Here is a 19,070-nt window from a genome sequence, read left to right on the forward strand (position 1 = left end):
CATCCTAATTGACGCTGCGTCTCACCTTGTTTGCCGCGCTGCACTCGTGCTGTGTCTCGCGCAGTTCTATGGCGGGCATGTCATCGAGCTGTTAGAGCGCCATATCCGCCCCGAATATTGTGATTGTGAGCCGGAGCTGTCGACGTCCCCCTGCTGATGCGGTCGCAGGGTTCAACGCTGTCCCGCATTCGTAGCGCTATAAATGCAGTATCTGAACAAGCGCAGGAGCGACACGAGCATGACTGATCGAAACGATCTGGTAGAATTTCTGAAGGCACAGCTTGCCGCTATCGATCTCGAAGAAAGGAGTTACCGCTTTCTCGGGGGCCGGTTCTTTGAAATGGTCATCAGAGGCGAAGCAAAGCTCCCTCTGGATCGCGTTGAGGAGGTGGCAGATTTGCTCGGCTGCGACCGGCGCAAGCTCTTCCGGCTGGCGATGCGTCAGTTTTACGATGAGGACGCGATCGGTCTCTTCGAACGCATGTTCTGCGGAAGTGTGAGCGACGAAGAGCAAAAGTGGCTTGATGCGATCAGGTCAGCGGCAGACGGGCTTGTCCCTGAACCCAACCGGACGGCCAAGCGCCTCCTTCGAGCATTGGTGAAGCCTCAGATCCTGGCAGAACCTCCCGGACTATGATCGCGGACAACCAATATTTAGGATCGCGGTCGTTCCTTCTTGCGGTCTCTAACTGTCCAGTCTGACGAATCCTTCTGGTCCGTCACACTTGGGCCGGGCTCTGGTCGAGAAGCGGCTGCCAGTTGGCTATCACTAAGGTTGTTCTAACGCGTAGAGGCAGGAAAGGTGAATGCGCAATGGATTTCCTCGAAGCCCACTTGGTTACGGGCGTTATCGTCCTGGCTATGGCCCTGGCACTTCTCGCTTACAAGAAGCTTAACCGTCGTCGGTGATTGACACCTTGGAGTGGCGTTCATCCGTGGACCACTCACCCGATGGATCCCTAGGATCGCAGCCATTCCCCGCCCTGCCGTCGATGGGCAATAACCTGGGATCCGGTTAGGTGGGCCGGGCGGGGCTGAAGGCCGTGGTGGGCCAGTGCGCCTTCGTGCGCAGCCGGCCAACGTCACAGGCCCTCTTTGTCCACCGCCCGTCGGACAAGCGCGCAGCGGGTCTCGATCACCTTCCTGACGGTCTTCAGGATCGTATGATACGCGCCGGCATCCGACATCTCCTCAATCAAGGCGTCGGCTTGCGGCAGTATCTCATCCGCCATGCCAGTCAGCTCTGTAACGAGCATTCGCTTTGCGGCTTTTGTCGGGGGGACTAGCGAGGTCCAGTGCGCCATCTGGATGGTATCGGGCAAGGATCTGCCTCCGATCGCCATAGCCAGATTCTTGGAGAGACGAGGGTAGGCTGCCGTGCAGACAACATCGTAAATCGGAGCCAGGTCGGGCACCTGACTGCGGTAGAGCAGGGCGTAGTTTTTGGCGTGGGCGTCGGCGTTGCCGACCAGGTAGTGAAACATCAGCATTCGCTGAAAGCGCAGTGTCTCTGCCGCGGGGCTCCCCGTGGTCCTTCGGATTAGCTGCAGACACTGGCTCACGCCCGGGCCGCCTTCTTCCTCGTATTTGAGTTCCGGTGGCACGCTCAGCGCCTGGCAGAAGTCCTCCTGATGCACACGTTCAATCCGGCCGTCGGGATGCATGATGCGATCGTAGCGCTCGACCAGGAAGTAGTCGATCTTGCCGGCGACGCCTTTCGATACCCGGGGGGCATCGAGATCAAGACGCCGCGCGAGTTTCATGCAGAAGACTTCATTTTCGACGGTGCCATCCAGTCCGTCGATAAAGGGCTTCAGGATATGTGTAGTCGGACGCCCGCCTCGCGGTAGTGTCACCTGACCCTCGACGATGGCGACCGCGAGCTTGTCCTGAGCGCCGGCCAGCGAGAGGCGCACGCCAGCTTCCCCGCCAAGCAGTGGTCGTTGCCGTAGCAGCGACAGGATCTCCTCGAGACGCTTCTCGTCAAGTGGCTCGTCATCCTCCGTTGTGGAGACCGCTGGGGTCGCCCCATGCGGAAGAAGCGTCAGGGCGCCGGCGCATTCCCCTCCGATGATTTCAAGCAGTCCAAAAGCGTTGTTGGAGGAAATGCCGAGGGCGGCCGCAAGGCGACGCCTCGCGTTCTCGTCCGGCAGGAGACCGGAAAAGAAGGGGCGAACGACGCGGTCGTTGAACGGTTCTTCCTGCAACGGCAGGGAGACGGAAAGCGCCATGGGATCAGTGGCGAGGTAGTCGCTGTTATAGGTGAAGGTCAACGAGGCGTCGTCGTCCTGCTTGAGCTCGCCTGCCTTTCGGTCTTTGAGGTAGACGTCCAGCACGCGGCTCATGAGGACGCGCCGCGGTTGGTGATGCTCACGGTCAAGCCGAGCGTCTGCAGAACGGTCAATGCAAGACCAAGCCTACAGCTCTCCTTGCCGCTTTCGAGCTCACGGACGAACCGAACGCCCACGCCTGCGACGCCTGCGAGCTGCTCCTGGGTGAGTTGCTGACGCTTTCGCTCAGCGCGGATCAGTTGGCCGATTGCCAAGCTGTCGGAGACTGTGGTCATGTGATTCATCCCTTTCGGGATGATTGAAGCACAAACGTCGAGTAATTGCACGAAAAAGAACCGAACGGGACGATTAACGGGCGAAACGCTGGTCCGAGGCATGAACCACCCCGATCGGGACTCTCCGGCACTCTAGTAGGGGATGTGGTGATGGAGAGGGTGCCTGGTCGCTTGCCTCGCGTCGGCGTGGTCCGGAAAAGTGATGCGGAAAGCTGTTCCGGTTGCCTTTTCGGCCGACCGCTTAAGTGACTGAAATATAAGAATAAAGAGAGATTGGCTGGGGAACCTGGATTCGAACCAAGATTAACGGAGTCAGAGTCCGTCGTTCTACCGTTGAACTATTCCCCAGCAGTGGATTGCGTAAGTGTGCGATCCGTCGGTGAGCCGGGCTTATAAACAAAAGCCGCCGGCTTGCAAATACCCGTTCTCAAAAAAATCGGAAAAAATTCCACTGCTCCGATGACGCGCCCGCAGGTCCGGTTGCGCGCCGGATTTCGACGGAAAAACAGTTTGGCTAAAACCGGACCCGCTGATATTATCGCGCCAACGAAAATCGAATATGGCGCCAGCGGCATGCCGCAGTCGGCCTTGCGCGGCGCAACGGAATAGACACGTGACAGACCCCGATCGCGGCCCAAGGCCGTCAAGCGAGGGGGCGTCGGCAGAAAGCCGCAGCGGGGAGGCAACCCTCCGGCGCGGCAAGGCCAAGACGAATGCGCCGAAGGTTTCGGGCGCCGCCGTCGTGGCCGGCGAGGGGCAGGCGGCGACGTCGGCTCCGGCTGGACGTTCCGCCACCAAACAGGCGCATGAGCCGGTTCGCAAGCGAAAGCGCCGGCGACGCGGCCGTTCGGGACAGGCCCAGACCGTCGATCTGCCGCATGCCGCAAACGCCGAGAAGGCGGGTGCACCTGCGGCCGAGGCCGAGCATTCCCATCCCGGAAAATCCGGCAAGAAGCGCCGTCGCAACCGCAATCGACGCAGCCTGCAGGGCCGGCCGCTCGCTCCGGGGAAGTCTGCCACTGCCCAGCCGGCCTCGCCGGCGCCGGCCGCGGCTCCCGCCAAGGCGCCTCCGCCGGCCAGGCCGCAGCAGCCGCAGGCGGCGGAACGTCCGCGCCCGCCTGCTGCCGTTTCGCAGTGGTCCAACGATCTTTACGCGGCGCTCGACCTCGGCACCAACAATTGCCGTCTTCTCGTCGCCCAGCCGACGCGCCCCGGGCAGTTCCGCGTGGTCGACGCGTTTTCGCGCATCGTGCGCCTCGGCGAGGGGCTCGCGGCGAGCGGCCGGCTTTCGGCCGAGGCGATGGACCGCGCGGTCGAGGCGCTCCGCGTCTGCGCGGCAAAACTCTCCGGCCGGCAGATCCGCCGCATGCGCCTGATTGCCACCGAAGCCTGTCGTGCGGCGGAGAACGGCGAGGAATTCCTGCGCCGCGTGACTGTCGAGACCGGCCTCGAACTCGAGATCATCAACCGCGAGACGGAAGCGCGGCTTGCCGTTTCCGGCTGCTCGTCGCTGGTCGGCCGTGAGGCGCGGTCGGTCGTGCTCTTCGACATCGGCGGCGGCTCCTCCGAGATCGCCGTCATCCGCATCGGCGAGAGCCGTTCGAGCCGACTTGCCAACCACATCACCCACTGGACCTCGCTGCCGGTCGGCGTCGTCACGCTCTCGGAGCGCCACGGCGGCCGTGACGTCACACCGGAGGTTTTCGAGGCGATGACCGCCGAGGTCGGAGAGATGCTCGCCCGCTTCGACTGCCCGCCGCTCGAAGGTGCGGCAGAAGGCGCCGTGCCGGAGGATTTCCACCTGATCGGCACGTCGGGAACGGTGACCACGCTTGCCGGCGTCCATCTCGACCTGCCGCGCTACGACCGCCGCCGGGTCGACGGCCTATGGCTTTCGGATGCCGAGGTGAGCGCCATGCAGGCGAAGCTGCTCTCCTGGGATTACCAGGGCCGCGCGGCCAATCCGTGCATCGGCCCCGACCGCGCCGACCTCGTGCTCGCCGGCTGCGCGATCCTCGAGGCGATCCGCCGCCGCTGGCCCTCGCCGCGCATGCGGGTGGCCGACAGGGGCTTGAGGGAAGGCCTGCTCACCGACATGATGGCCGATGACGGCGTCTGGCGGCGTGCGCGCAGCCGTCGCCCCTTCCGCGAGCGCGGGCGCTGAACAGGAAAGAACGAAGATGACCAAGGCTCCGATCGCCGGAAACCGCACCGGCCGCAAGCTCGGCCAGAAAGTCAAGAAGACCAAGCTCAAGGCCTCGTCGCGCCGCTGGCTGGAACGGCATATCAACGACCCTTACGTGCAGCGTGCCAAGCTCGAGGGCTATCGTGCCCGCGCGGCCTTCAAGCTGCTTGAAATTGACGAGAAGCACAACATCCTGAAGGGCGCCCGCCGCATCATCGACCTCGGGGCTGCGCCGGGAAGCTGGTCGCAGATCGCCGCCAACGTCACCGGGTCGACCGACACGGACGTGCGGGTCGCGGCGATCGACTTCCTCGAAATGGCGCCGCTGCCGGGCGTGAAGATCCTGCAGCTCGACTTCCTCGATCCGGAAGCGCCGGCAAAGCTCATCGAAGCCATCGGCGGCACGCCCGATCTGGTGATCTCCGACATGGCCGCCCCGACCACCGGCCACCAGAAGACCGACCACCTGCGCACCATGCATCTCTGCGAGGTGGCTGCCCATTTCGCCATCGAGGTGCTTGCCGAGGGCGGACACTTCCTTGCCAAGACCTTCCAGGGCGGTACGGAGCGGGAGCTTCTGACGCTGCTGAAACAGAACTTCCGTCAGGTCGTGCATGTGAAGCCCGGCGCCTCGCGCTCCGAATCGGTCGAGATGTTCCTGCTCGCCAAGGGGTTCAAGGGGCGGAAGCCCGAGGCAACCGACGAGGCCGCGGACTGACCTCGCCGGCCGCCGTCTGCGAGAAGCCGGAATAGGCGCCTACTTCACCGCGACGCTGTCGGGCTCCGGCGATCGTCCATGACCCGAGACGTTGGCGCCTGCATCGCGCGGCATGCGCAGGAAGGGCAGGACGGCGAGCAGCGAGAGACCTGCCACCACGGCAAAGGCGAGATGGAAATCGGCAAGCCCGAGGGAACGGCCCTCGAGTGCGGTGCTTCCTTCGAGAATGGCCGCCGCCGCGGCCACCCCGAGCGCCAGGCTCACCTGCTGCAGCACCGAGCTCATCGAGGTCGCCTGGCTCGCCTTCGCATCGCTGATCTCCGCATAGCTCAGCGCATTGATACCGGTGAAGAAGAAGGACCGGCAGAAGCCTGCGGCAAGCAGCAGTCCCATGATCAGCGGATAGGGCGTGCCGGGCGTGCAGAAGGCGTTCGCCGCCGTTGTTGCCGCACCGGTGATCGCGGCCGTGATAAGCACCGTGCGAAAGCCGACCGCGGCAAAGACCCGGCGGGCGAGAAACTTGGTGGTGATCGCGCCGATTGCGCCGACGAAGGTGATGAGGCCGGACTGGAAAGGCGTGAGGCCGAAACCGAGCTGCAGCATCAGCGGCATCAGGAAGGGTATTGCCCCCGCGGCGATGCGGAAGATCGTACCGGCGATGACGGCAGCGCGGAAGGTGGCGTTGCGGAAGAGGCCGAGGTCGAGAAGCGGCGCCGGATGGCGTCGCGCATGGCGGACATAGAGGAGGCCGGCAGCAAGGCCGGTCGCGGTCGCTCCGATGCCGGCGGCGGGCGGCAGCGCCGGCAGGCTCATCACTGGAAGCCCGAAGACGACGCCGGAGGCGGCAAGCGCGCTCAGCGCGAAACCACGCCAGTCGATCGGCGGCGTTTCGACCGGCGGCACTTCGGGCAGGTGGACGGTTGCGAGCCAGATGCCGGCAAGGCCGATCGGCACATTGATCAGGAAGATCCAGTGCCAGCTGAAATAGGTGGTGATGAAGCCGCCGATCGGCGGTCCGCTCAGCGGGCCGATGAGGGCGGGGATGGTGAGCAGCGCCATCGCAGACACGAGCTCGCGTCTTTCGGTCGTGCGCAGGAGCACCAGGCGCCCGACTGGCGTCATCATTGCACCGCCCATGCCCTGCAGGAAACGGGCGGCGACGAAGGCGAGCAGCGATCCGGAAAAGGCGCAGAGAACGGAGCCGGCCATGAAGACGAGGATCGCCACGCGAAAGATGACTTTCGCGCCGAACCGGTCGGCCATCCAGCCGCTCGCCGGAATGAAGATCGCGAGCGCCAACATATAGGCGGTGAGGGCGAGTTTGAGCGTGATCGGCCCGACGCCGAGGTCTGCGGCGATCGCCGGCAGCGCCGTCGAGATGACGGTCGAGTCCATCTGCTCCATGAAGAGCGCGACGGCGAGGATCAGCGGAACGATGCGGTTCATGCGGAAAGTGCTCACGGGCAGGAGGGGCAGTCACCGGTGCGTCGCGCGGCGCCCTTTCTAGCCGAGGTCCTCGCGGCTTGCCAGCCGCGAATCGACCTCAGTGCAGATGGACATTCACGTGTGCGTGGCGGGTTCTGGCCGCGCGAGAACCCAAAGAAACCCGGCACCTGTGCGCAGCCCGATTTTTCTGTTCCCTTCCTGTCATAGACGTGTTACCAGCCCTCGCCAACTTCCACGTTGTCCTGCAGGAGCGGCCGGGCGGACGATTCGTCCCGGAGAGCCACTGCATTTTTGAAAAGAGGAAATTGGCAATGGCACGCATCGTATTATCGGCCACGGGAGCCGAAGCCCTGACTTTCGACGATGTCCTTTTGCAGCCGGGACATTCCGAGGTCATGCCGGGGCAGACCAACATCGCGACGCGGATTGCCAAGGATATCGATCTCAGCCTGCCGATCCTCTCTTCCGCCATGGATACGGTGACGGAAAGCCGCCTCGCGATCGCCATGGCCCAGGCCGGCGGCATCGGCGTCATCCACCGCAACCTCACGCCGAGCGAACAGGCCGAGGAAGTCCGACAGGTCAAGAAGTTCGAGAGCGGCATGGTCGTCAATCCGGTCACCATCGGCCCGGATGCCACGCTCGCCGAGGCGCTGGCGCTGATGAAGGCGCACGGCATTTCCGGCATTCCGGTCGTCGAGAACGGCGGCCGCCCCGGCCGCCTCGTCGGTATCCTGACGAACCGTGACGTCCGCTTCGCCTCCGATCCCTCGCAGAAGATCCACGAGCTGATGACCAAGGAAAACCTGGTCACCGTCAAGGAAAGCGTCGACCAGCAGGAAGCCAAGCGCCTGCTGCACAGCCATCGCATCGAGAAACTGCTTGTGGTCGACGGCGACGGCCGCTGCGTCGGCCTGATCACCGTCAAGGACATCGAGAAGAGCCAGCTCAACCCCAACGCCGCCAAGGATCTCCACGGCCGTCTGCGCGTCGCCGCCGCGATCTCGACCGGCGAGGACGGCCGCGAGCGCGCCGAGCGGCTGATCGACGCCGGTGTCGACGTGATCGTCGTCGATACCGCGCACGGCCACTCGCAGAAGGTTCTGGATGCCGTCGGGGTGGTCAAGAAGATGTCGAACGCGGTGCGCATCATCGCCGGCAACGTCGCGACAGCCGAAGGCACCCGCGCGTTGATCGAGGCCGGCGCCGACTGCATCAAGGTCGGCATCGGTCCGGGCTCGATCTGCACCACGCGCATCGTCGCCGGCGTCGGCGTGCCGCAGCTTGCAGCGGTCATGGCCGCTGCCGAAGAGGCGGCGAAGAGCGACATTCCGGTGATCGCCGACGGCGGCATCAAGTTCTCTGGCGACCTCGCCAAGGCGATCGCTGCCGGTGCCTCCGCGGTCATGGTCGGTTCGCTGCTCGCCGGCACGGACGAAAGCCCGGGCGAGGTCTTCCTCTACCAGGGCCGTTCCTTCAAGGCCTATCGCGGCATGGGTTCCGTCGGCGCCATGGCGCGCGGCTCGGCCGATCGCTACTTCCAGGCGGAAGTGCGCGACACGCTGAAGCTGGTGCCGGAAGGCATCGAGGGACAGGTCCCGTACAAGGGCCCGGTTTCGGCCGTGCTGCACCAGCTCGCGGGCGGCCTGAAGGCAGCCATGGGCTATGTCGGCGGGCGTGACATCAAGGACTTCCAGGAGAAGGCGACCTTCGTCCGCATCTCCGGCGCGGGCCTGCGCGAAAGCCATCCGCACGGCGTCACCATCACCCGCGAAAGCCCGAACTACCCGGGCGCCGGCGGCTGAGGAGAGTGGATGGAGGGGAGCGGCAGATGGGAGCGAACAAGGTGATCCTGTTGCTGCTCGCCCTCTCGGGCGCCCTTCTCGCCTGGATGTTCTTCGGGCTCGATCCGGAGTTCCAGCGCCTCAGCGGGGCAGGGGGCTTCCTCGATGCCCGCCTGTCCGGCTACGAGGCCGATGCGGTGCGGGGCCTTCAGGCGGCACTTGCCGATCCGGCACGGGCTGAGGCGCGCGACCTGTTTCAGCTGATGTACCTTGGCCCGGACCTCGTCTTGCCGTTCGCGCTGACCCTCGCGCTCTGCCTGCTCCTTCGCGGTTATGCCCCCGGCGTCGTGCTCTACGGCCGACACCTCGATCTGCGTCACGCCCGGCTGCTTTGCCTGTTGCCGATCGCCTACGGCATCTCTGACTACCTCGAGAACATCGGCTTCCTGATCTATTTCCCCCCGGCCGAGCCGGGGCCGTGGCTCGCCGAGAACCTGCCCAACGTCCTGCCGTGGGTCTCCCGCATCAAGTTTGTCCTGCTGTTCGTGTCCGCGTTGCTTGCCTTGCGGGTCACGGTATTTTCCGGCCGCCCGTCCCGGTAACGAAGATGTGTTGCCTGCAATCGCCGGTGGGCACTATCCTGCCCTGCGGCGGGCCTGCGTTCGGGCCGCCATCCAGATACCCTGAACGGAGGATCATCATGGACACGCCGAAAGTCACGCAGGCGATGATCGACGCCTATGACGAATACACTCATCTAACTCTGGATCGCCGTGCATTCATGGAAAGACTGACGGCACTCGCCGGCTCGGGGGCGGCTGCCGCCACGATCGCGCCGCTGCTTGCCGCCAGCAAGGCGAGTGCCGCCGTTGTCCCCGAGGGCGACGCCCGCCTGAAGGCCGAGGATGTGACCTATCCCGGCGGAACGACCGAGATGAACGCCTATCTCGTCCGTCCCAAGGATGCCGCCGGCCCGCTGCCCGGCGTCATCGTCATTCACGAAAACCGCGGTCTCAATCCGCACATCCGCGACGTCGCCCGCCGCATGGCACTCGAGGGCTTCGTCGTGCTGGCGCCGGATTTCCTCTCGCCTTACGGCGGCACGCCGGATGATGAGGACAAGGCACGCGAAATGTTCACCACCCTCGACATGGCCGCGGCCGTCAACAATGCCGAGGCGAGCCGCGTCTATCTGGCCGGCAATGCCGACGCCAACGGCAATGTCGGCGCCGTCGGCTTCTGCTGGGGCGGCGGCATGGTGAACCGCCTGGCCGTCGCCTCGCCGGCGCTTGGGGCAGGGGTCGCCTATTATGGCGCCCAGGTCCCTGCCGACCAGGTGCCGTCGATCCAGGCGCCGCTTCTGCTGCACTATGCCGGGCTCGACGAGCGCATCAACGCCGGCATCGACGCCTACAAGGCGGCACTCGAAGAAAACAAGAAGACGTTCGAGATCCATGTCTACGAAGGCGTGAACCATGCCTTCAACAACGACACCTCGGCCGCCCGCTACGACAAGGCCGCGGCCGATCTTGCCTGGTCGCGGACGGTCGCATTCCTGAAGAAATATCTCTCCTGAACATTCGCTGTTGCGACGGCGCCGGAATCTTTCCGGGGCTGTCGCAACCTTGCGACAGAAGTCATTGCGAAGCACCGCAGGCTTGACCCGCATCAAGAAATTCGACCGGGACAACGATAGGGTGTATACGTCGTGACGGGCAACCCCCGACGGCCAGATCATTCCGCAACACGATTTCTGTCGAGGAGGAAAAGAATGGCATCGAGTATGAAAGCCGCCGTCGTGCGGGAATTCGGCAAGCCGCTGGTGATCGAGGAGATGGCGATACCGGACCCCGGTCCGGGCCAGATTCTCGTCAGGTATCATGCGACGGGCGTATGCCACACCGATCTGCATGCGGCGAACGGCGACTGGCCGGTCAAACCCAATCCACCGTTCATCCCGGGGCATGAGGGTGTCGGCTATGTCGCCAAGCTCGGCGCCGGCGTTACCCGCATCAAGGAAGGCGATCGCGTCGGCGTTCCGTGGCTGCACACCGCCTGCGGTTGCTGCACGCCTTGCCGCACGGGATGGGAGACGCTCTGCGGCAGCCAGCAGAACACCGGCTATTCCGTCAATGGCACGTTCGCACAGTATGGTCTCGCCGATCCGGATTTCGCCGGTCGTCTGCCGGACAATCTCGAATTCGGCCCTGCGGCTCCGGTGCTCTGCGCCGGTGTCACCGTTTACAAGGGGCTGAAGGAGACCGAGGTACGGCCCGGCGAATGGGTGGTGATCTCCGGCATCGGCGGGCTCGGTCACATGGCCGTGCAGTATGCCAAGGCCATGGGCATGCATGTGGTCGCCGCCGACATCTTCGACGAGAAGCTGAAACTTGCGAAGGATCTCGGTGCCGACATCACCGTCAATGGCCGCGCCGCCGATGCGATCGAGCAGGTGCAGAAGGCGACCGGCGGCGTGCATGGTGCGCTCGTCACCGCCGTCTCCCCGAAGGCGATGGAACAGGCCTACGGCTTCCTGCGCTCCAAGGGCACCATGGCCCTCGTCGGCTTGCCGCCGGGCTTCATCTCGCTGCCGGTCTTCGATACGGTGCTGAAGCGCATCACGGTGCGCGGTTCGATCGTCGGCACCCGCCAGGATCTCGAGGAATCGCTGGTCTTCGCGGGCGAGGGCAAGGTTGCCTCGCACTTCTCCTGGGACAAACTGGAGAACATCAACGACATCTTCCATCGCATGGAGGAAGGCAAGATCGACGGCCGCATCGTCCTCGATCTCTCCGCCTGACATCGTCGAATCCGATGAGGCAATAAGGGGAGGTGGCGCCGTGGCGCGGCCTCCCAATTTCACGCGGCGACCGGCTCGGTATCCGGACGGCGGCTTGCCACGATACCCGCGGCCAATGCTTCCATGTCCTGGCGGCGCGGGCTCGACCTCCGCCAGACGAGGCCGATCTCGCGGGACGGCGCCGGGTCGGCGAAGGGAACGATGCGGATCGCCGTGCGTGCAGTCTCCGTATCGACGGCCATCTCCGGGATGAGCGTCATCCCCATGTCGTGCGACACCATCTGCAGGAGCGTCGTCATCGAGGTCGCACCGACATTGACGAGATTACGCTTGTTCGCCGCCTTGCAGACGGCGAGCGCCTGGTCACGCAGGCAGTGCCCCTCCTCGAGCAGCAGCAGCCGGTTCGGGTCGACCTGCGTTTCGGCGAGGGGTGAGACAAGCACGTCGCTCTCGTTGTCGGCCATGGCGACGAAGAAGCGGTCGGTGAAGAGGCTGCGGGTCGCGACGTTCTCCGCCTCCACCGGCAGGGCCGCGATCACGGCGTCTAGACGACCCTCGGCGAGGTCGGCGAGCAGCCGGTCCGTCACGGCTTCCTTGAGCTCGATCTCGATCAGAGGATGCTCGCGACGAAGATAAGGCACCATCTGCGGCACCAGATAGGGCGCGACTGTCGGAATGATGCCGATACGGATCATGCCCTCCAGCATGCCGCTCCTGCGGCGCGCTGCCCCCTCCAGCCGGTCGATGCCGGCGAGCACGCTGCGCACATGCGCAAGGATTTCCTCGCCCTTGGCCGTCAGCAGGGTTGCCCCGCGCGTCCGCTCCACCAGCACCACACCCAGATGCTTCTCCATCTCCATGATCTGTGCCGAAAGAGCGGGCTGGCTGACATGGACCATTTCGGCCGCGCGGCCGAAATGCAGGGTGGCGGCGAGCGCCTCGAAGTAGCGCATTTGACGAATGGTAATCATGATAGGAATATCTTATCAACAACAACATCAAATACAATTGGAAATTATGGAACACTTGGCCGATGGTGGCACCAGTTCACTCGTTTTTGCGAAAACAGGAGGCCAAGATGAACGAGCACGTCAAATCCGCCGGCAAATGTCCGGTCATGCATGGCGGCAATACCGCCATGGGCAAATCCGTCATGGACTGGTGGCCGAATGCGCTGAACCTCGACATCCTGCACCAGCATGACACCAAGACCAATCCGCTCGGCCCGAACTTCAACTACCGCGAAGAGCTTAAGAAGCTCGACGTCGAGGCGCTGAAGGCGGACCTTCGCGCGCTGATGCTCGACAGCCAGGAATGGTGGCCGGCCGACTGGGGCTCCTATGTCGGCATGATGGCCCGCGTTACCTGGCATGCTGCCGGCTCCTACCGCGTCACCGACGGCCGTGGCGGTGCCAATACCGGCAACCAGCGTTTCGCGCCGCTCAACTCCTGGCCGGACAATGTCAACACCGACAAGGGCCGCCGCCTGCTTTGGCCGATCAAGAAGAAGTACGGCAACAAGATCTCCTGGGCCGACCTGATCGCGCTCGCCGGCACGATCGCCTATGATGTCGCCGGCCTGAAGACCTTCGGCTTCGCCTTTGGCCGCGAAGACATCTGGCAGCCGGAAAAAGACACCTATTGGGGTGACGAGAAGGAATGGCTGGCGCCGAGCGACGGCCGCTATGGCGACGTGACCAAGCCGGACACGCTGGAGAACCCGCTCGCCGCGGTGCAGATGGGTCTCATCTACGTCAACCCCGAAGGCGTCAACGGCAAGTCGGATCCGCAGGCGACCGCCTTGCAGATGCGCGAGACCTTTGCCCGCATGGGCATGAATGACGAGGAAACCGTGGCGCTGACCGCCGGCGGCCACACCATCGGCAAGTGCCATGGCAATGGCAGCGCCGCCAATCTCAGCCCCGATCCGGAAGCCGCCGGCCCCGAATTCCAGGGCCTCGGCTGGATCAACACCCACGGCCGCGGCATCGGTCGAGATACCGTCGTCTCCGGTCTCGAAGGCGCCTGGACCAGCAAGCCGACCCAGTGGGACAATGGCTACTTCAAGATGCTGTTCGAACATGAGTGGCATCTGGTCACCAGCCCGGCTGGTGCGCATCAGTGGGAGCCGATCGCCATCGCCGAAGAGGATCGTCCGGTTGATGTCGAGGATCCGTCCATCCGCCGCAACCCGATGATGACTGATGCCGACATGGCGCTCAGGGTCGACCCGATCTATCGCGAGATTTCGTTGAAGTTCAAGGATGACCAGGAGCACTTCTCGGACGTTTTCGCCCGCGCATGGTTCAAGCTGACCCACCGCGATGTCGGTCCGAAGTCGCGCTACTTTGGCCCGGACGTTCCGGATGAAGACCTGATCTGGCAGGATCCGATCCCGGCCGGCCCCACCGACTACGACGTTGTCGCGGTCAAGGCGAAGATCATCAACAGCGGTCTCACCATTGCTGAAATGGTTTCGACCGCCTGGGACAGCGCCCGCACTTACCGCGGTTCCGACAAGCGTGGCGGTGCCAACGGTGCCCGCATTCGCCTTGCCCCGCAGAAGGACTGGGAAGGCAATGAGCCCCAGCGCCTCGCCAAGGTCCTGACGGTCCTCGAAGGCATTGCGGCCGAAACCGGCGCAAGCCTTGCCGACGTCATCGTTCTGGCCGGCAATGTCGGCGTCGAACTGGCGGCAAAGGCCGCGGGCTTCGATGTCGACGTCCCCTTCGCGCCGGGCCGTGGAGATGCAACCGCCGAGCAGACCGATGCGGACAGCTTTGCCGTGCTCGAACCGCTCGCCGACGGCTTCCGCAACTGGCAGAAGAAGGACTATGTCGTCAGCCCCGAGGAAATGCTGCTCGACCGCGCCCAGTTGATGGGGCTCACCGCCCCGGAAATGACGGTGCTCATCGGCGGCATGCGCGTGCTGGGCACCAACTACGGCGGCACGGCGCACGGCGTGTTCACCGATCGTGTCGGCGCGCTGACCAACGACTTCTTCGTCACCCTCACGGACATGGCCTATTCCTGGGTCCCGACCGGCGGCAACAGCTATGCCATCCGCGAGCGTAAGAGCGGTGCGACCAAGTATACGGCGACCCGTGTGGATCTCGTCCTCAGCTCGAACTCGATCCTGCGGGCGTATGCGGAAGTCTATGCCCAGGACGACAACAAGGAGAAGTTCGTGAAGGACTTCGTTGCCGCCTGGACCAAGGTGATGAACGCGGATCGCTTCGACATCGCCTGATCGCCGGGTGAAGGGAACGCTGGTGTGCGGCCCGCCGTCAGGGTCGCACACAGGCAGCCGGACCGGGCGAGCGCCGCACCCCGCGCCGCACTCGGGCACCGGCCGGAAACGGGAACAGCCGGGGTTCGCCCCGGCTGTTCCCGTTTGCTGACTATGTCCGTCTGTGCCGGCGACTTACCAGCCAGGGATCATTTGGCCGGCGCGCAGCCGCGGATAGTAGCGGGGATAAGTCTTGACGTCGCCTTCGAGATCGTCGTCGACCGCCGACGGCGTGATGTTGTCGAGGCAGGCGGTGATGTGGTCGGTGATGGCGTTCATCAGCGAGGTGGAAAGCCCCGGCCGCTTCATCAGGCCGATCTGCACCGGCGGCAGAGGCGGAAAGCCGTCGGTCTGCGTCAGCACCTTCATGCCGGTGCGGAGCGCCGATTCCGGGAGTACCGAAACCGCCATGCCGGCAAGGACGGCGGCAGCGACCACGGTCGAGGACCAGCTGGTGAACAGGATCTGGTAGTCGCGGCCGTCGGCGTCGAGAGCCGAGCAGGCGAGCTGGCGCCAGTTGCAGTCGCGCCGTCCGACGGCGAGGGGCACCGGTGCGTCGTCACGCAGCGGATGGTTGGCCGACGCGACCCAGCAGAGCGGCTCGGTGCGCACCACGTCCGAGCTGCGGGCGCGCGGATTGTGGGTGACGAGCGCGATGTCGAGCTCGCCGCGAGCCATCTTCTCGGCAAGGTCCACCGAGGGTTCGCAGACGATGTAGAGCTCGACGTTCGGATGGGTCTTGGCAAAGCGGCCGATGATTTCCGGCATGTAGCGGTCGGCATAATCGTCCGGCGTGCCGATCCTCAGCGTGCCTTCCAACCGGTTGTCGTCGAATGCGGCTATCGCCTCCGAATTCAGCCGGATGATCCGCCGCGCGTAGTTCAGGAGCTTCTCACCCTCGGCCGTCAGCCGGTTGCCGCGGCCGTCCTTGATGAAGAGCTGCTTGCCGATGCGTTCCTCCAGCCGTCGCATCTGCATCGAAACGGCCGACTGGGTCTTGAAGACTCGGCCCGCGGCCTTCGTGAAGCTTCCTGTGTCGACGATCGCGATGAAGGTCTGGAGCTGGTCGATATCGAGTGGCGCTGACATCTAGAAATTCCATCAGATGGATTGATGATAACTATTAAAAACATTCGTTGGACTGATCAATAGCTTTTCAACATCATCGACCTGCAAATCAACCGGAGCCGCCGACACCGACTCCTCCAACGTTCATACCTCGCTGGTTGGCTCTACCCTTTTGCGGGTACGAGCCCGCCTCCATTCGTGCCGAAATCGAAAGGACTTTGTCGCCATGAGCACGACCGAACGGATGATAGAACTCGATCTTGCGGTTTCCCGGCCGACGCTTGCCGCGCGTCTCGCCGCGACCTGGGAAGGGACGAAGTCCGTTCTGCGCGCGCTCAGGAACCGACGAGCCGCGAACCGCCTTGCCGAACTCGACGATGCGCTGCTGCGCGACATCGGACTTTCCCGTGCCGATGTCGAAAGCATCCTTCGGACCTCCGGCATTGCGGACGATCCTTCGCGTCTTCTCACCCGTACCGCGCGCCATCGCGCCGACCGTTCGTTGCTGCCGGCGAAGTCCGAATGACCCCTCCCAATCCCCGCAGGGTGACTGCCAATAGCCCTGCCGACTTGCCCGGTGACCCTCCCTGTCCCGGGCATTTTTTTATGCTCAGGAATCTTTGCGCCAGCCTCCCACAGGTTTTCCGTTCACGGTAAGAGATTTCTAACTTCCGCACGAGATTCTCTTTCCCATTGCCAGCGGACCCGGTTCCTCCGGGCACGGTCACGGAGCCATTTTCAATGCGGATTTCCAGGAAGCTTCCTCTCGCGGCGGCGGTCTTCACCATTGTCGCCATCAGCGCATCGGTCGCCTTGACGCTATTTCTCGAAGGCCGGGCGCTGCGCCAGCAGGTCTACCAGATGCTGGAAGCGACGGCCGACGGGCGGCGCAACGAAGCGAAGGGCTATCTCGAGAGCATCCGCCTCGACATCGCGGCGATCGCCTCGAACGTGACGACCCAGCAGGCGCTTTACGGCTTCACCGGAGCGTGGAAGTTCCTGGGCGAGGATCCGGCTGCCGAGCTTCACCGCCGCTATATCGATGAAAACCCGAACCCGGTCGGAGAGAAGTACAAGCTCGACAGCGCCAAGAAGGATGCATTCGACCGAGCCCACAAGCAGTTCCAGGCCTATTATCTCAATCATCTGCAGGCGCAGGGCTATGATGATATCCTGATAATCGATCTCGATGGCAACGTCGTCCATTCGGTCCAGAAGGAGAAGGACTACGGCACCAACCTGACGAAGGGGCCGTACAAGGAGTCCGGCCTGGCGGAGGTCTTCGGCAAGATCATTGCCGCCAACGACCCGAATGCCGTCGCGATGTCCGGCTTTGCGGCCTATGCGCCTTCCGAAGGCGCTCCCGCCGCCTTCCTTGCCGTTCCGATCACCATGAACGGCCGCGCGATCGGTGTCGTCGCCTACCGTCTGCCGAACCATCGCCTCGACACGCTCTTTGCCAACCGCAAGGGTCTCGGCGAGACCGGCGAAACCGTTCTGGTCGACTCGGCGGGCACACTGCTGAACGACAGCATGCTGACGCCCGAGAAGGACATCCTTTCTGCGAAGGTCGACACGACGATGCTGCCGGTAGTCATGGAAGGCGGCGACGCCTTCGGAACGCTTTCCGGCTACCGCGACATGACCAGCCTTGCCGCGGGCGCGCCGCTCGAATTCGCCGGCACCCGCTGGGCGGTCTTCGCTCTCATGGGCGAGGATGAAGTCGCGGCGAACCTGCGCGGCACGGCACTGGTGTCCGTGCTCTTCGGCGCCCCGATCGTTCTCCTCGGCATCGTGATCGCTGTTCTCTACTCACGTTCGCTGACGCGCCCGATCACGCGCCTCGTCAAGTCCATGGGCGAACTCGCGGGCGGCAACACGGCGATCCGCCTAGAAGGCGAGGGGCGACAGGACGAGATCGGCGAAATGGTCCGCTCGGTCGCGGTCTTCCGTCAGGCGGTTCTCGAGAAGCGGACGCTCGAAAGCGACGCCGAGACCCGCCGGCTTGCCGACGAGAAGGGACGCCGGGACCGCGATGCCGAACGTGCCGCCGAACAGGCGCGCATGACCGAGGCCGTCGAGATCCTCGGCAACGCGCTGCAGCGGCTAGCGAGCGGCGACCTCACAGCGACGATCGACAAGCCGTTTGCAAGTGGCCTCGACCGACTGCGTGTCGACTTCAACGCCTCGCTCGAACGCCTGTCGCGGACGATCTCCGCCGTCCACTCCAATGTTCACGAGATCAATGCCAAGAGCGTCAAGGTCCGCGCCTCGACCGAGGATCTGTCGCGCCGGACCGAGGAGCAGGCGGCGGCGCTCGAAGAAACCACCAATTCGATCCGCCAGATCATGGAGGCGATCCGCCAGTCCTCCGAACGCGCCGAAACTGCATCCCGGCTTGCCGGCACGGCACGGGACAATTCCGATCGCTCGGCCGGGATCGTCGGCGAGGCGGTGAACGCCATGGCGCGCATCGAGAACGCCTCGTCGGAAATCTCGAAGATCATCAACGTCATCGATGAGATCGCCTTCCAGACCAACCTGCTCGCGCTCAATGCCGGTGTCGAGGCGGCCCGCGCGGGCGAAGCCGGCAAGGGCTTCGCCGTCGTGGCCCAGGAAGTGCGCGAGCTCGCGCAGCGCTCCGCCCAGGCGGCCCGCGAGATCAAGGCACTCATTATCAAGTCGGGTGACGAAGTCGCAAGCGGCGTCGGGCTCGTCAAGGAAAGCGGCGACCTGCTGTCGTCGATCGCCGGCCAGGTCGTCGAGATCAACGACCACATCCATTCGATTGCCACCGCCGCGCGGCAGCAATCGGAGGGTCTCAAGGAAATCAACTCGGCGGTCGGGCGGATGGAGGACGTCACCCAGCAGAACGCCCGCGCCGCCGAGCAGACCGACCGCGAGATGAGCACGCTGTCAAACGACACGCAGACGCTTTCCGACGTCGTTGGGCAGTTCAACGTCGACCGGAGCCTCGCGCCGCAAGGCACGACCGGCCTCAGGCAGGCTTCGAGCACGGGCCCCACCGAGCCGCGGGTCTTCCAGGCGCCGTCCCCGCGTCCGCGCGTGACGCCGGCCAGCCAGACCTCGCGTCCCGTCAGTTCGCCGGCCCGTGCGCTTCTTGGAAGGATTACCAATCGGCTGAACGTGAAGGGCGGCGCCTCCGGCACCGAGGCCTCCAGCGGCGGGGACTGGGAAGAATTCTGAGACGGGC

At 64.3% G+C, this 19,070-nt stretch carries 15 protein-coding genes and 1 tRNA gene; 10 read left to right on the forward strand and 6 right to left on the reverse strand.

What is annotated here, in order from left to right:
• Positions 1–238: 238 nt before the first annotated feature.
• Entirely contained in the window at positions 239–637 is a 399-nt protein-coding gene (locus ACM6UT_RS15600) for a hypothetical protein (protein ID WP_416798266.1), read from the forward strand.
• A 445-nt stretch (positions 638–1,082) separates the two neighbouring features.
• Here the strand turns inward: ACM6UT_RS15600 and ACM6UT_RS15605 are convergent, their stop codons facing one another.
• The 3 genes from ACM6UT_RS15605 to ACM6UT_RS15615 form a co-directional block, all read right to left on the reverse strand.
• Positions 1,083–2,345 carry a type II toxin-antitoxin system HipA family toxin gene (locus ACM6UT_RS15605; RefSeq protein WP_416798267.1) on the reverse strand — a complete coding sequence of 421 codons (1,263 nt, stop codon included), beginning with the start codon at positions 2,343–2,345 and terminating at the stop codon, positions 1,083–1,085.
• The gene (locus ACM6UT_RS15610; RefSeq protein WP_416798399.1) at positions 2,342–2,575 is read right to left on the reverse strand and encodes a type II toxin-antitoxin system Y4mF family antitoxin; all 234 of its coding nucleotides are present in this window, start codon (positions 2,573–2,575) and stop codon (positions 2,342–2,344) included. Before ACM6UT_RS15610 ends, ACM6UT_RS15605 begins: the two co-directional genes overlap by 4 nt.
• 265 nt (positions 2,576–2,840) lie before the next feature.
• Positions 2,841–2,914, reverse strand: a tRNA-Gln gene (locus ACM6UT_RS15615).
• Between the two features lie 211 nt (positions 2,915–3,125).
• On the opposite strand from ACM6UT_RS15615, the gene ACM6UT_RS15620 reads away from it, so the two are divergent.
• On the forward strand, positions 3,126–4,730 hold the full coding sequence (locus ACM6UT_RS15620) for a Ppx/GppA phosphatase family protein (protein WP_416798268.1): 1,605 nt from the start codon (positions 3,126–3,128) through the stop codon (positions 4,728–4,730).
• Positions 4,731–4,746: 16 nt separating this feature from the next.
• Entirely contained in the window at positions 4,747–5,469 is a 723-nt protein-coding gene (locus ACM6UT_RS15625; RefSeq protein ID WP_416798269.1) for an RlmE family RNA methyltransferase, read from the forward strand.
• Positions 5,470–5,508: 39 nt separating this feature from the next.
• Here ACM6UT_RS15625 and ACM6UT_RS15630 read toward each other — a convergent pair whose 3' ends face one another.
• The gene (locus ACM6UT_RS15630; protein WP_416798270.1) at positions 5,509–6,915 is read right to left on the reverse strand and encodes an MFS transporter; all 1,407 of its coding nucleotides are present in this window, start codon (positions 6,913–6,915) and stop codon (positions 5,509–5,511) included.
• Between the two features lie 311 nt (positions 6,916–7,226).
• Between ACM6UT_RS15630 and guaB the strand changes: the two genes are divergently transcribed.
• From guaB to adhP, 4 genes are all read left to right on the forward strand, one after another.
• The gene (gene guaB / locus ACM6UT_RS15635) at positions 7,227–8,720 is read left to right on the forward strand and encodes an IMP dehydrogenase (protein WP_129334415.1); all 1,494 of its coding nucleotides are present in this window, start codon (positions 7,227–7,229) and stop codon (positions 8,718–8,720) included.
• A 26-nt stretch (positions 8,721–8,746) separates the two neighbouring features.
• Positions 8,747–9,301, forward strand: coding sequence for a hypothetical protein (locus ACM6UT_RS15640; RefSeq protein WP_416798271.1), 555 nt, complete (start codon positions 8,747–8,749; stop codon positions 9,299–9,301).
• A 98-nt stretch (positions 9,302–9,399) separates the two neighbouring features.
• Positions 9,400–10,275 carry a dienelactone hydrolase family protein gene (locus tag ACM6UT_RS15645; protein ID WP_416798272.1) on the forward strand — a complete coding sequence of 292 codons (876 nt, stop codon included), beginning with the start codon at positions 9,400–9,402 and terminating at the stop codon, positions 10,273–10,275.
• A 195-nt stretch (positions 10,276–10,470) separates the two neighbouring features.
• Positions 10,471–11,499 carry an alcohol dehydrogenase AdhP gene (adhP, locus tag ACM6UT_RS15650; protein WP_416798273.1) on the forward strand — a complete coding sequence of 343 codons (1,029 nt, stop codon included), beginning with the start codon at positions 10,471–10,473 and terminating at the stop codon, positions 11,497–11,499.
• Positions 11,500–11,558: 59 nt separating this feature from the next.
• Here adhP and ACM6UT_RS15655 read toward each other — a convergent pair whose 3' ends face one another.
• On the reverse strand, positions 11,559–12,470 hold the full coding sequence (locus ACM6UT_RS15655; RefSeq protein WP_416798274.1) for a hydrogen peroxide-inducible genes activator: 912 nt from the start codon (positions 12,468–12,470) through the stop codon (positions 11,559–11,561).
• A 107-nt stretch (positions 12,471–12,577) separates the two neighbouring features.
• Here ACM6UT_RS15655 and katG point away from each other — a divergent pair, with 107 nt between their 5' ends.
• Positions 12,578–14,749 (forward strand): catalase/peroxidase HPI, encoded by a 2,172-nt coding sequence (katG, locus tag ACM6UT_RS15660; RefSeq protein ID WP_416798275.1) that lies wholly within the window; start codon positions 12,578–12,580, stop codon positions 14,747–14,749.
• A 174-nt stretch (positions 14,750–14,923) separates the two neighbouring features.
• Here the strand turns inward: katG and ACM6UT_RS15665 are convergent, their stop codons facing one another.
• The gene (locus ACM6UT_RS15665; RefSeq protein WP_416798276.1) at positions 14,924–15,877 is read right to left on the reverse strand and encodes a LysR substrate-binding domain-containing protein; all 954 of its coding nucleotides are present in this window, start codon (positions 15,875–15,877) and stop codon (positions 14,924–14,926) included.
• A 205-nt stretch (positions 15,878–16,082) separates the two neighbouring features.
• Between ACM6UT_RS15665 and ACM6UT_RS15670 the strand changes: the two genes are divergently transcribed.
• Entirely contained in the window at positions 16,083–16,382 is a 300-nt protein-coding gene (locus ACM6UT_RS15670) for a DUF1127 domain-containing protein (protein WP_416798277.1), read from the forward strand.
• A 215-nt stretch (positions 16,383–16,597) separates the two neighbouring features.
• Entirely contained in the window at positions 16,598–19,063 is a 2,466-nt protein-coding gene (locus tag ACM6UT_RS15675) for a methyl-accepting chemotaxis protein (RefSeq protein ID WP_416798278.1), read from the forward strand.
• Positions 19,064–19,070: the final 7 nt, after the last annotated feature.

The sequence above is a fragment of the Ciceribacter azotifigens genome (assembly GCF_048159625.1).
Taxonomy (GTDB): domain Bacteria; phylum Pseudomonadota; class Alphaproteobacteria; order Rhizobiales; family Rhizobiaceae; genus Allorhizobium; species Allorhizobium azotifigens.